The sequence below is a fragment of the Dermabacter sp. genome (assembly GCF_032550575.1).
In the GTDB taxonomy this organism is placed as follows: domain Bacteria; phylum Actinomycetota; class Actinomycetes; order Actinomycetales; family Dermabacteraceae; genus Dermabacter; species Dermabacter hominis.
The window spans coordinates 87711-101951 of the sequence record NZ_JAWFZC010000004.1; the positions used below are offsets into that span (position 1 = coordinate 87711).

The following is a 14241-nucleotide window of genomic DNA, read 5'->3' on the forward strand; positions in this document are numbered from 1 at the left end:
GGTACAGATCCGGGAAAGGGGTTCCGCCCCGTGTGCCCCGGGCCCCCAGGCGCCCCAGACTCCTCAGGCACGGCAGGCTCCCCAGCACGGCAGGCTTCCCAGGCCATCGCAGGCTCTTGAGGCACCCCGGCACCCCGAGCCCACCTTCTTCTGAACCAGCAAACTAACCCCAACGTTTGCGGCGGTATCACGCCCAATTCCGCCACAAACGTTGGGTACAGATCCGCGGAAGGGATTCCAGCCCGCCCCGAGCACGAAAGGGACTCCACCCCGCCCCGAGCAGCCGTAGCACCCCGTAGACCTCGGGCGCCCCAAGCCCTCTCCCCTCCCCGCAACACAAAGAGAGGCGCCCCGGACGAATCCGGAGCGCCTCTTCTCTTAACTCTGCAGGCTATGCAGCGCTAGATCACTTGATGATCTTGGTAACGCGGCCCGAGCCAACGGTGCGGCCACCCTCACGGATAGCGAAGCCGAGGCCCTCTTCCATAGCGATCGGCTGGATGAGCTCAACGGTCATCTCGGTCGAGTCGCCAGGCATGACCATCTCGGTGCCCTCGGGGAGGGTGATAACGCCGGTCACGTCCGTGGTACGGAAGTAGAACTGCGGGCGGTAGTTCGAGTAGAACGGGTTGTGGCGGCCACCCTCGTCCTTCGAGAGGATGTAGACCTGAGCCTCGAAGTCGGTGTGCGGGGTGATCGAGCCCGGCTTCACAACAACCTGGCCACGCTCAACGTCTTCACGCTTGGTGCCACGGAGGAGGAGGCCACAGTTCTCGCCTGCCCAAGCCTCGTCCATCTGCTTGTGGAACATCTCGATACCGGTAACGGTGGTCTTCTGAGCCTCGCGGATACCCACGATCTCGATTTCCGAGTTGATGGCAAGCTTGCCACGCTCGACTTTACCGGTCACAACGGTGCCACGGCCGGTGATGGTGAAGACGTCCTCGATCGGCATGAGGAACGGCTTGTCCATGTCGCGAACCGGATCCGGGATCGACTCGTCGACGGCAGCCATGAGGTCCTGAACCGACTTGACCCACTTCTCGTCGCCTTCGAGCGCCTTGAACGCCGAAACGCGAACGACGGGAGCGTCCTCGTCGAACTCCTGCGAAGCGAGGAGCTCACGGACCTCCATCTCGACGAGCTCGAGGATTTCCTCATCGTCGACCATGTCGCACTTGTTGAGTGCAACGAGAAGGTAGGGAACGCCAACCTGGCGAGCAAGAAGAACGTGCTCGCGGGTCTGAGCCATCGGGCCGTCGGTGGCGGCAACCACGAGGATTGCGCCGTCCATCTGCGCAGCGCCGGTAATCATGTTCTTGATGTAGTCGGCGTGGCCCGGAGCGTCGACGTGAGCGTAGTGGCGCTTGTCGGTCTGGTACTCAATGTGGGAGATGTTGATCGTGATGCCGCGCTGCTTTTCCTCAGGGGCATTGTCGATCGTATCGAAGTTGCGCTGCTCGTTGAGGTCAGGGTACTGGTCGTACAGAACCTTCGAGATGGCAGCGGTAAGCGTGGTCTTGCCGTGGTCAACGTGACCGATGGTGCCGATGTTGACGTGCGGCTTAGTACGCTCGAACTTGGCCTTAGCCATAGTGTGTCCTCCTAGGACTTTGGTTGGGTGTACTTCTATTGAACGGGTGGGGCGCCCCCGGAAGGGGGCGACCCAAGCGGTCCGAGAATCAGCGAACAGATCTACTCTACCCGCAAATCCTCGTAAGGCTTACTCGCCCCGCGTCTTCGCGATGATCTCTTCCGAGATGTTCCTCGGGACCTCCGCGTAGCTGTCGAACTGCATCGTGTACATCGCGCGGCCCTGCGTGAAGGAACGCAGGTCGCCAATGTAGCCGAACATTTCGGACAGCGGGACGAGAGCACGGATAATCTTGACCCCGCTCGCGTCCTCCATCGACGAAACCTGACCACGTCGCTTGTTCAGGTCGCCGATGACATCTCCCATGTACTCCTCGGGAGTACGAACTTCGACGCTCATGATCGGCTCGAGGAGAATCGGCTGGGCCTTCTTGAGGGCCTCGCGCGTCGCCATCGAACCGGCAATCTTGAACGCCATTTCCGAGGAGTCCACGTCGTGGTAAGCACCGTCGATAAGCGATGCCTTGACATTCACCACCGGGTAGCCGGCGAGAACGCCGGACTGGAGCGCATCCTGAATACCCGCGTCAACGCTCGGGATGTATTCACGCGGGATGCGGCCACCGGTGACGAGGTTTTCGAACTCGTAGAACACGCCTTCTTCAGCGTCGGTGAGAGGCTCAAAGGTGATCTGAACCTTACCGAACTGACCGGAACCACCGGTCTGCTTCTTGTGCGTGTAGTCGAACTTCTCAACGGTCTTCTTGATCGACTCGCGGTAGGCCACCTGCGGCGAGCCCACGTTCGCTTCGACCTTGAACTCGCGGCGCATACGATCCACGAGCACGTCGAGCTGAAGCTCGCCCATGCCCTTGATGACCGTCTGGCCGGTTTCCTCGTCAAGCTCGACCTGGAAGGTCGGGTCTTCCTTGGCGAGACGCTGAATCGCGATACCGAGCTTCTCCTGGTCACCCTTGGTCTTCGGCTCAATCGCCATCGAGATCACGGGCTCCGGGAAGGTCATCGACTCAAGAGCGATCGGGTGCTGCGCGTCGCACAGCGTGTCGCCGGTGGTCGTGTCCTTCAGACCGATGAACGCGTAGATGTGGCCCGCGAATGCCTCGTCGACAGGGTTCTCCTGGTTCGAGTGCATCTGGAAGAGCTTGCCGACGCGTTCCTTCTTGCCCGTGGTGACGTTGAGCACCTGAGTACCGGTCTCAACGTGGCCCGAGTACACGCGCACGTAGGTGAGCGAGCCGAAGAACGGGTGTGCGGCAACCTTGAACGCGAGCGCGGAGAAAGGCTCGTCAGCGGAGGGCTTACGCGTGAGCTCCTTCTCCTCATCGTTGACGTCGTGGCCCACCATCGGCGGGACGTCGAGCGGTGAGGGAAGGAAGTCAACGACGGCGTTGAGCATGGGCTGCACGCCCTTGTTCTTGAACGCCGAGCCACAGAACACCGGGTAGGCCTGCGAGGAAATCGTGAGTTCGCGAATGCCCTTCTTGAGATCCTCGATCGAGAGTTCGCCCTCTTCGAGGTACTTCTCCATGAGCTCTTCGCTTGCCTCGGCGACGTCCTCGACGAGCTTCTCGCGGTATTCCTCAGCCTTGGCCTGGAGATCCGCGGGGATCGGGATCTCCTTCTGGTACTGACCGAGAGCGGCATCGCCCTTCTTCTTGTTGAACTCGGGGGCGTCCTCTTCGAACTCTTCGGGCCACTCGTAGGCCTTCATCTCGAGGAGGTCGATCACGCCGCGGAAGTCCGCTTCAGCGCCGATCGGCACCTGCATGACGAGCGGCTTCGCCTTGAGTCGGTCAACGATGGTGCCGACGGTGAAGAAGAAGTCCGCACCCATCTTGTCCATCTTGTTGACGAAGCAAATGCGCGGCACGTTGTACTTGTCGGCCTGGCGCCACACGGTCTCCGACTGCGGCTCGACACCTTCCTTGCCGTCGAACACGGCAACAGCGCCATCGAGAACGCGCAGCGAGCGCTCCACCTCAACGGTGAAGTCGACGTGGCCGGGCGTGTCGATGATGTTGATCTGGTTGTCGTGCCAGTAGCAGGTCGTTGCCGCGGACGTAATGGTGATGCCGCGTTCCTTTTCCTGCTCCATCCAGTCCATGGTGCCGGCACCGTCGTGGGTTTCGCCAAGCTTATAGTTGACGCCGGTGTAGTACAGGATGCGCTCGGTGGTGGTGGTCTTACCAGCATCGATGTGTGCCATGATGCCGATGTTGCGGACCTTGCTGAGGTCCTTAAGCACTGCAAGTGCCACGGGCTATGCCTTTCTGCGCTTCGGTTCGAGTACCGCCGGCGATTACCAGCGGTAGTGAGCGAAGGCCTTGTTGGACTCCGCCATCTTGTGGGTGTCTTCGCGGCGCTTCACAGCGGCACCGAGGCCGTTCGAAGCGTCGAGGATCTCGTTCATCAGGCGCTCGGTCATCGTGTGCTCACGGCGAGCACGCGAGTAGCCAACGAGCCAGCGCAGCGCGAGGGTCGTCGAGCGGCCGGCACGCACCTCGACGGGCACCTGGTAGGTGGCACCGCCGACGCGACGGGAACGAACCTCGAGGGACGGACGGATGTTGTCCAGAGCCTTCTTGAGGGTCGCAACCGGGTCCTGACCGTTCTTCTCACGGCAGCCTTCGAGAGCGCCGTAAACGATGCGCTCGGCGACGGTCTTCTTGCCGTCGAGGAGAACCTTGTTGATGAGCTGAGTGACGATGGGCGAGCCGTAGACCGGGTCGACCACGAGCTGACGCTTGGGAGCTGCACCTTTACGTGGCATTACTTCTTCTCCTTCTTCGCGCCGTACCGCGAGCGTGCCTGCTGGCGACCCTTCACGGCCTGGGTATCGAGCGAACCACGAACGACCTTGTAGCGGACGCCCGGGAGGTCCTTCACACGACCGCCGCGAACGAGGACGATCGAGTGCTCCTGGAGGTTGTGGCCTTCACCGGGGATGTAGGCCGTAACTTCGACACCGGAGGAGAGACGAACACGTGCAATCTTGCGGAGCGCCGAGTTCGGCTTCTTGGGGGTGGTGGTGTACACACGGGTGCACACGCCGCGGCGCTGGGGCGAGCCCTTGAGCGCGGGCGTGCTCGAGGCGACAGGCTTATCCTGGCGACCCTTGCGCACCAACTGCTGAATAGTAGGCACTTTTTCTCTTTCTGTCGCTAGCCGCGCTCTTCACACGGCCAGATCACCTTCTTTGCCCACAGGCGCCGAAGCACCGGGTCCACGGGTGTGGAGTGGGCCGCGACCCGAGACGACGCCGCGAGGGGTGTCAATCTCGACCCGCACGGACCCCTCATGAGGCCCGGTGACTGCGATACCGTACCCCCGCTCATTGCACTCGCACGAGGCGAGGCCGCGAGAGGGCATAGGGCACCCAGGCACAGTTCATCAGTCTACGTTGCGCGTTTTATTCCGGTCAAAGGACTGGGGCCAGTTCGTCGTACATCACATGCACGGGAACCTGGAAGTGTCGCGCAGGCAACAGCAAAGGAAACGGGCCGACGGTAGCTGAGTACCGTCGGCCCGCTTTTGTCATGGTGGCTTACTCGACGATCTGCCAGTCGACGCGTGCCACGCCGGAGCTCACGCCGCCGATGCTCTTCATCGCCGCGTAGGAAAGGTCGAGGCAGCGACCGCCCACGTACGGGCCACGGTCGTTGATGCGCACGACCACGCTGCGGCCGTTGGCCTTGTTGGTCACGCGCACGCGGGTGCCGAACGGCAGGCTCTTGTGGGCCGCGGTGTACGCATGCGTGTTGAAACGCTCGCCGCTTGCCGTGGGGCCGCCGTCAGTGCCGTCGCCGTTGCCGTAGAACGAGGCACCGCACGAACGAACGCCGCTCACAGCCTTGCCACCCTGAGGCGCGGATTCGCTGCGCTTTTTGCGGCTCTGCTTCGGGGCGTCGCCACTAGCTTTGCTCACGTCCTCGCTCTTCGGTTCCTCAGCGGGGCGCTTCTTGGTGCCCTTGGCGATGACTTCGGTGACGGGCTCCTTCGTGACCTCTTCCTTCACGACTTCCTCGCCCGACACTTTTCCGTCGGTCGTCGAAACCTTCTTGACGATGGTCTTTTCGCCCTTTTCGCCCTTCGTGACCACGCGAGTTTCACCTTCGTAGATCGCGTCGTCCTTGCGGGTCTCGGTCTTGTAGTCGATCGCGACTTTCTCGGTCTTTTCCTCGGAGTTGAGGCGCACGAGGTGGATCGTGTCGCCATCCTTGAGGACGGTGTCACGCGAGGGCGTGACGTCGTCGTCGGCGTCGACCGAATCGGCGAAGTACTTATCGAGGAGGTCCTGAACGGTTCGAACGGTCGTGCCCTTGGCAACCCACGAGCCGTTCATGCCGGTCACGGTGATGTCCTTGGGGGTCGTCACGGTCACGGGACCGTCGACATCCTCAAGTTTGGTGTCGGGCTTCGGGGAAACCGCGGCCCCTTTGGCGTCGATTCCGGCCTGCGAGAGAGCATCGGCAACGGTGCCGCCCTCGACGAGAACCGACTGCTCTTTGCCGTCGACACTGAGCTTGACCTCTTCGCGTTCTTTCACGACGATCTTGTCACCCGAGTCGACGGTCTCGCCGAGAGCCGGCCTCACGAGATCGGTGTGGGAGACATCCACGCCGTGCGCTTCGAGGATGTCGGCCACCTGCGTGTCGAACGTGCGGAACGTTGCCACGCGGCCGTAGGCGTTCACGGTGACTTCGTTCGACATCGCGTAGGCTGCGCCACCGCCACCGCCCGCGAATACGGTCGCGAGTGCGGCTGCGGCGATAATCGGAGTCTTCTTCTTCACGAGTGTCCTTCGCATTGACGAGTGCACGGGAAGCGTCGCGCACGGTGGGCGCGAGTGCGGCTTTCGGATGTCTCCATCTTGTCGCGCACGAAAGCGGGACGGTACCCGCAACACCAAGCCTTAAAACAAGACAAACCGCTATTTTGCCAACGCTTGACGCTCGCCGCGGTTTGCCTCACACATGCGCAGGCGGCGCTGCGGCCTGCGCGACAGCAGAGAAAAAGAGGGCCGGCCCTCCCCCGCTTGGGAAAGGACCGGCCCTCCGGTGACGCCCGAAGGCGCGAAGATCAGCGGAAGTCCGTATTGAACGGATCCGAGTAGCTGAAGTCGTCGAGGTTCAGGCTCGAGCCGGCACCACTGAAGTCGGTGAGACCGAAGTCGTCGTACCCGGGAACCGTGTACATCTGCGCCTTCGCCTCGTCGGTCGGCTCCACCTCAAAGTTGCGGAAGCGGGGAAGACCCGTGCCCGCGGGGATGAGCTTACCGATGATGACGTTCTCCTTGAGGCCCATGAGCTTGTCGCTCTTGGAGCTGAGTGCAGCCTCGGTGAGCACGCGGGTCGTCTCCTGGAACGAGGCGGCCGAAAGCCACGACTCGGTCGCAAGCGACGCCTTCGTGATACCCATGAGCTCGGGGCGGCCCTGCGCGGGCTCCCCACCTTCGGCGAGGGCAGCGCGGTTCGCTTCGATGAATGCGGCGTTCTCGACGAGGTCGCCGGGCAGAAGCTTCGTGTCGCCCGAGGCCACGATCGTCACGCGGCGCAGCATCTGGCGAACGATGACCTCGATGTGCTTGGCGTGAATGTCCACACCCTGGCTGACGTACACCTTCTGGACTTCGTCCACGAGGTGCTTCTGCACGGCGCGCGGGCCGAGGATGCGAAGCACCTGCTTCGGGTCAACCGAGCCCGGGGAGAGCTGCTGGCCGACCTCGACGTGGTCGCCGTCGAAGACGAGCGGGGTCACGCGACGCGAAAGCGTGTAGGTCACGGGTTCGCTGCCGTCATCCGGCGTCACGGTGAGCTTGCGCTGCTTTTCGGATTCGTCCACGCTCACGCGGCCCGCAACCTCGGTGATCGGGGCGAAGCCCGCCGGGGTACGTGCCTCGAAGAGCTCCTGCACACGCGGGAGACCGTGCGTGATGTCGCCCTCAGCCGACGCCACACCACCGGAGTGGAAGGTACGCATCGTGAGCTGGGTACCGGGCTCACCAATCGACTGCGCGGCGACGATGCCAACGGCCTCGCCGATGTCCACGAGCTGGCCGGTCGCGAGGGAGCGCCCGTAGCACTGCGCACATGTGCCCACGGCGGAGTCACATGTGAGAACGGAGCGGACCTTCACCTCGGTGACACCCGCGGCGAGGAGCTTCTCAATGAGCACATCGCCGACGTCGTCACCTGCAGATGCGAGAACCGTGCCGTCTTCGCCTGCCACGTCCTGCGCGAGCGTACGGCCGTACGCCGTGATCTCAACGTTGTCGGCGGGCACGATGACACCGTCGAGGTCCTGACCGATGGCCATCGTGAAGCCCTTCGAGGTTCCACAATCGCCCTCACGCACGATGACGTCCTGGGAGACGTCCACGAGACGACGCGTCAGGTAACCCGACTGCGCGGTCTTGAGTGCGGTATCGGCAAGGCCCTTACGCGAACCGTGCGATGCGATGAAGTACTCGAGCACCGAGAGACCCTCACGGTAGTTCGAGAGGATCGGGCGGGGAATAATCTCGCCCTTCGGGTTGTTCACGAGGCCACGCATACCGGCGATCTGGCGGATCTGCATCCAGTTACCACGGGCACCGGAGTGCACCATGCGGTAAATCGTGTTGTCCACCGGGAAGTTCGCCTTCATCGCCTCGGCAACCTCGTTGGTCGCCTCGGTCCAGATGTCGATGAGCTCGCTGCTGCGCTCAGCTTCGGAGACGAGACCAAGGTCGCGGTTCTCCTCGACCTGCGCGGCCTTCGCTTCGTACTTCGCGATGATCTCCGGCTTGTTCGGCGGCGCCACAACGTCACTGAACGCGAAGGTCACGCCCGAGTAGGTCGACCACGAGAAACCGTAGGACTTGAGTGCGTCGAGCGAAGCCGACACCTGGCCCTTGTCGTAGCGTTCGGCGAGCGCGTTCACGACGCCACCGAGGCGCTTCTTGCCAACCTGGCCTTCAACGTAGGGGAAGTCCTCGGGGAGGGTCTCGTTGAAGTAGTAGGTGCCGAGCGTGGTCTCGAGGGTGATCGGGTCACCCTCGCTCCAGCCCTCGGGAGCCTTCCAGTCCGACGGCGGCACGACATCGGTGAAGCGCACCTTGATCGGTGCGTTCAGGTCGATCTCGTTGTTATCGAAAGCCATGATCGCCTCGGCGATCGACGAGAACGAGCGGCCATGGCCGAGTGCCTCGGGCTTCGGGGTCGTCAGGTGGTAGAGGCCGATGACCATGTCCTGTGCGGGCATCGTCACGGGGCGGCCGTCCGACGGCTTGAGGATGTTGTTCGAGGAGAGCATGAGGATGCGCGCCTCTGCCTGCGCCTCGGGCGAAAGCGGGAGGTGCACGGCCATCTGGTCACCGTCGAAGTCAGCGTTGAAGGCGCCACACACGAGCGGGTGCAGGTGGATGGCCTTGCCCTCGACGAGCTTCGGCTCGAACGCCTGGATGCCGAGGCGGTGAAGCGTGGGTGCACGGTTGAGCAGCACGGGGTGCTCGGTGATGACCTCTTCGAGAACGTCCCACACCTCGGGGCGCGAACGCTCGACCATGCGCTTGGCGGCCTTGACGTTCTGCGCGAGGGAGAGATCCACGAGGCGCTTCATGACGAACGGCTTGAACAGCTCGAGAGCCATGCCCTTCGGGAGACCACACTGGTGAAGGTGCAGCTCCGGGCCGTTCACGATAACCGAGCGGCCCGAGTAGTCCACGCGCTTACCGAGCAGGTTCGCACGGAAACGACCCTGCTTGCCCTTGAGCATATCGGAGAGCGACTTGAGCGGGCGGTTGCCGGGTCCCGTGACGGGGCGGCCGCGGCGGCCGTTGTCGAACAGCGAATCAACCGACTCCTGAAGCATGCGCTTTTCGTTGTTCACGATGATCTCGGGCGCACCGAGGTCGATGAGGCGCTTGAGACGGTTGTTGCGGTTGATGACGCGTCGGTACAGGTCGTTGAGGTCAGAGGTCGCGAAGCGGCCACCGTCGAGCTGCACCATGGGGCGAAGATCCGGCGGGATCACGGGGATGCAGTCAAGCACCATGCCGGCGGGCGAGTTGGTCGTCTGCTGGAACGCCGAAACGACCTTGAGGCGCTTGAGGGCGCGAGCCTTCTTCTGCCCCTTGCCGTTCGCGATGACCTCGCGGAGCTTCTCAGCCTCGGAGTCGAGGTCGAAGTCGAGCAGGCGCTGCTGCACGGCCTCGGCACCCATGCCACCTTCGAAGTAGTGGCCGTAGCGGAGCTTCATCGCGCGGTAGAGCTGTTCGTCGCCCTCGAGGTCGGCAACCTCGAGGTTCTTGAAGCGCTCCCACACGTTCTGCACGCGCGTGATCTCAGCGTCATACTTCTTGCGGATCTGTGCCTGCTCGCGCTCCGCGGAATCGCGAACCTTACGCTTCGCGTCGGCCTTCGCGCCTTCTTCCTCGAGCTGAGCGAGGTCCTTCTCGGCCGCGACCGCGCGATCGTTGATCGCGGCGTCGCGCTCATTTTCGAGCTCGCGGATCTCGAGGTCGTGGCGGCTCTGAAGCTCGGGCATGTCGGTGTGACGGGCCTCGTCATCGACCTTCGTGATCATGTAGGCCGCGAAGTAGATGACCTTCTCGAGGTCCTTCGGCGCGAGGTCGAGCAGGTAGCCGAGGCGGCTCGGCACGCCCTTGAAGTACCAGATGTGCGTCACGGGAGCCGCAAGCTCGATGTGGGCCATGCGCTCACGGCGCACGGAGGACTTGGTGACCTCTACGCCACAGCGCTCACACACGATTCCCTTGAATCGCACGCGCTTGTACTTGCCGCAGTAGCACTCCCAGTCGCGGGTCGGGCCGAAGATGCGCTCACAGAAGAGGCCGTCCATCTCGGGCTTGAGGGTGCGGTAGTTGATGGTTTCGGGCTTTTTAACTTCGCCGTATGACCAGGAACGGATGTCGTCGGCCGTCGCGAGGCCGATCTTGAGCTCGTCAAAGTGGTTGACGTCGAGCACGTGTGTCCTTCTCTCGTCTAAAAAGTCGTCAAGGTCTGAATGGTTGGGGCTGAGATCTTCGGGGGATGAAGGTCCGACGGTCGCTGGGCAATCGTCGGACCCTCCCCCGACGATCGATCAGACCTCTTCGATATTGATCGCGCCCTCGTTCGGGCGGCTCGACAGGTTGATTCCGAGTTCCTCCGCGCTGCGGAAGATGTCTTCGTCGCGGTCGCGCACCTCGAGGTTCTGGCCGTCGGCGCCGAGGACTTCGACGTTCAGGCACAGGGACTGCATTTCCTTGAGGAGCACGCGGAACGACTCGGGAATGCCCGGCTCGGGAATGTTGTCGCCCTTGACGATCGCCTCGTAGACCTTCACGCGGCCCGTGATGTCGTCCGACTTGATCGTGAGGAGCTCCTGAAGGGCGTAGGCGGCGCCGTAGGCTTCGAGTGCCCACACCTCCATCTCGCCGAAGCGCTGACCGCCGAACTGGGCCTTACCACCGAGCGGCTGCTGGGTGATCATCGAGTACGGGCCGGTCGAGCGAGCGTGCAGCTTGTCGTCGACGAGGTGGTGCAGCTTGAGGATGTACATGTAGCCGACCGAAATCTCGTGCGGGAACGGCTCGCCGGTGCGGCCGTCGAGCAGGCGTGCCTTGCCGTTCGAGCGGATCATGCGCTCGCCGTCGCGGTTCGGCCTGTAGTTCTCGACGAGAGCGCCGAGCTCGGTGTCGCTCAGGCCGTCGAACACGGGCACGGCAACCGGGGTGCCGGGCTCACCGTGCAGGGCGTCCTTCGGGAGATCCTTAGCGGCGGGGTTCGATTCGTCGATGTCCCAACCGGACTTCGCGACCCACCCGAGATGAGTTTCCATCACCTGGCCGATGTTCATACGACCGGGCACACCCATCGGGTTGAGGATGATGTCCACCGGGGTGCCGTCCTCGAGGAACGGCATGTCCTCGACGGGCAGGATCTTCGCGATGACGCCCTTGTTGCCGTGGCGGCCAGCGAGCTTGTCACCGTCGGTGATCTTACGCTTCTGCGCGATGTACACGCGCACCATCTCGTTGACGCCGGTCGGGAGGATGTCCGAATCTTCTTCCGAATCGAACACGCGCACGCCGATCACGGTGCCGGATTCGCCGTGGGGAACGCGCAGCGACGTGTCGCGCACCTCGCGAGCCTTCTCACCGAAGATCGCGCGCAGGAGGCGCTCCTCGGGGGTCAGCTCGGTTTCACCCTTCGGGGTGACCTTGCCGACGAGGATGTCACCGGGGACAACCTCGGCGCCGATACGGATGATGCCGCGCTCGTCGAGGTCGGCGAGAACGTCTTCGCCAACGTTCGGGATGTCGCGCGTGATCTCTTCCTTACCGAGCTTGGTATCACGGGCATCGACTTCGTGCTCCTCGATGTGGATCGACGTGAGCACGTCGTCCTGGACGAGGCGCGAGGACAGGATGATGCCGTCCTCGTAGTTGTGGCCATGCCACGACATGAACGCCACGAGGAGGTTCTTACCGAGCGAAAGCTCGCCGTCTTCGGTCGAGGGGCCGTCGGCGAGGACCGAGCCGGCCTCAACGCGGTCACCTTCGTCGAAGAGAACGCGGTGGTTGTAGCAGTTACCGGCGTTCGAACGCTGGAACTTGTCGATGCGGTAGGTCTGGTTCGTGCCGTCATCCGCCGCGACGGTGATGAGGTCGGCGGAGAGCTCGGTGATCACACCGGCCTTCTCCGCAACAATCACATCGCCGGCGTCGACAGCTGCACGACGCTCCATACCCGTACCCACGAGAGGCATCTCGGTGCGCAGGAGCGGGACGGCCTGGCGCTGCATGTTCGAGCCCATGAGAGCACGGTTCGCGTCGTCGTGCTCGAGGAACGGAATCATCGCGGTTGCGACCGACACCATCTGTCGAGCCGAAACGTCCATGTAGGTCACGTCGCTCGGGTCGATCAGCTCGGGCTCGCCACCGGGCATACGCGAGAGCACCTGGTCTTCGAGGAACTTTCCGTTCTCATCGATCTTGGCGTTTGCCTGAGCGATGATGTGGCGATCCTCGTCGTCGGCCGTCAGGTAGACGATTTCGTCGGTCACGACACCGTCAACAACCTTGCGGTACGGGGTCTCGACGAAACCGAACGGGTTGATGCGCGCGAACGTTGCGAGCGAACCGATAAGACCGATGTTCGGGCCTTCCGGCGTCTCGATCGGACACATGCGGCCGTAGTGCGAGGGGTGCACGTCTCGCACTTCCATGCCGGCACGGTCGCGCGACAGGCCGCCCGGGCCGAGCGCCGAGAGGCGGCGCTTGTGGGTGAGGCCCGAAAGCGGGTTGTTCTGGTCCATGAACTGCGAGAGCTGCGAGGTTCCGAAGAACTCTTTGATCGCCGCGGTCACGGGGCGGATGTTGATGAGCGTGAGCGGCGTGATCGCTTCGACGTCCTGGGTCGTCATGCGCTCGCGCACGACGCGCTCCATGCGGGACAGGCCCGTGCGAACCTGGTTCTGGATGAGCTCGCCGACGGCGCGAATACGACGGTTGCCGAAGTGGTCGATGTCGTCCGTTTCCACGCGGATCTCGGTGCCGAAGCTGTTTTCCATGCTGTCCATGCCAGCGTGGAGGGCAACGATGTACTTGATCGTCGCGATGACGTCCTCGAGGTTGAGCACGCTCTCGCTGAGCGGGCCTTCGAGACCAAGCTTCTTGTTGATCTTGTAGCGGCCGACCTTCGCGAGGTCGTAGCGCTTGTCGTTGAAGTAGAGGTTGTTGAGCATCGTCTCGCCGGCATCGCGGCTGGGCGGTTCGCCCGGGCGCTGCTTGCGGTAGATGTCCATGAGGGCCTCGTCCTGAGACTCGACCTTGTCCTTTTCGAGCGTGGCGCGCATCGATTCGAACTCGCCGAACTCCTCGAGGATGTCGCTCTTGGACATGCCGAGCGCCTGGAGGAGGGTCGTCACGGACTGCTTGCGCTTACGGTCGATGCGCACACCGACCTGGTCGCGCTTGTCGACCTCGAATTCGAGCCATGCGCCGCGCGAGGGGATGACCTTCGCGCTAAAGACGTGCTTGTCGCTCGTCTTGTCGATGCTCTCTTCGAAGTACACGCCGGGCGAGCGCACGAGCTGCGAGACAACGACGCGCTCGGTGCCGTTGATGATGAACGTGCCCTTGTCGGTCATGAGCGGGAAATCGCCCATGAACACGGTCTGGGTCTTGATCTCACCGGTCTCGTTGTTCATGAACTCCGCCGTCACGTACAGCGGGGCGGCGTAGGTGAGGTCCTTTTCCTTGCACTCCTCGACCGAGTAGTTCGGCTCTTCGAAGGAGTGGTTCCTGAAGGAGAGCGACATATTTCCGGCGAGGTCCTCAATGGGCGAGATCTCTTCGAAAATGTCGGCGAGGCCAGAGGTCTGCGGGACGTCTTCGCGTCCGGCCGCTTCTGCTTCGGCCGCGCGCTCCTGCCAGCGCTCGTTACCGAGCAGCCAGTCAAACGAGCTCGTCTGGAGCGAAAGAAGATCGGGAACTTCGATGGGATCGCCAAGCTTCGCGAAGGTAACGCGGGGCGAGGCGGTGCGCAGTGCAGTGGTGTGAGAATCGGTGCTCGAGGCAGCCAAGGGTTATCCTTCCACGGGATGAGGACTCGTACACGCTTCGATAGACTCGATGTGCTT

At 62.9% G+C, this 14241-nt stretch carries 7 protein-coding genes; all 7 read right to left on the bottom strand.

Features of this window, described 5'->3' with window-relative positions:
• Positions 1-406: 406 nt before the first annotated feature.
• Entirely contained in the window at positions 407-1594 is a 1188-nt protein-coding gene (gene tuf / locus E6X30_RS05780; RefSeq protein ID WP_016664017.1) for an elongation factor Tu, read from the bottom strand.
• Positions 1595-1723: 129 nt separating this feature from the next.
• Positions 1724-3871: an elongation factor G gene (gene fusA / locus E6X30_RS05785; protein ID WP_070435453.1), complete on the bottom strand. Its 2148-nt coding sequence runs from the start codon at positions 3869-3871 to the stop codon at positions 1724-1726.
• A gap of 42 nt (positions 3872-3913) precedes the next feature.
• On the bottom strand, positions 3914-4384 hold the full coding sequence (gene rpsG / locus E6X30_RS05790) for a 30S ribosomal protein S7 (protein ID WP_016664015.1): 471 nt from the start codon (positions 4382-4384) through the stop codon (positions 3914-3916).
• Positions 4384-4758 carry a 30S ribosomal protein S12 gene (rpsL, locus tag E6X30_RS05795; RefSeq protein WP_016664014.1) on the bottom strand — a complete coding sequence of 125 codons (375 nt, stop codon included), beginning with the start codon at positions 4756-4758 and terminating at the stop codon, positions 4384-4386. Before rpsL ends, rpsG begins: the two co-directional genes overlap by 1 nt.
• A 400-nt stretch (positions 4759-5158) precedes the next feature.
• A complete protein-coding gene (locus E6X30_RS05800) occupies positions 5159-6406 on the bottom strand; it encodes a septal ring lytic transglycosylase RlpA family protein (RefSeq protein ID WP_316335871.1) in 1248 nt (415 codons plus the stop codon).
• Between the two features lie 287 nt (positions 6407-6693).
• Positions 6694-10581: a DNA-directed RNA polymerase subunit beta' gene (locus E6X30_RS05805; RefSeq protein ID WP_070460077.1), complete on the bottom strand. Its 3888-nt coding sequence runs from the start codon at positions 10579-10581 to the stop codon at positions 6694-6696.
• A gap of 117 nt (positions 10582-10698) precedes the next feature.
• Positions 10699-14184 carry a DNA-directed RNA polymerase subunit beta gene (rpoB, locus tag E6X30_RS05810; RefSeq protein ID WP_259915168.1) on the bottom strand — a complete coding sequence of 1162 codons (3486 nt, stop codon included), beginning with the start codon at positions 14182-14184 and terminating at the stop codon, positions 10699-10701.
• Between the last annotated feature and the right edge of the window lie 57 nt (positions 14185-14241).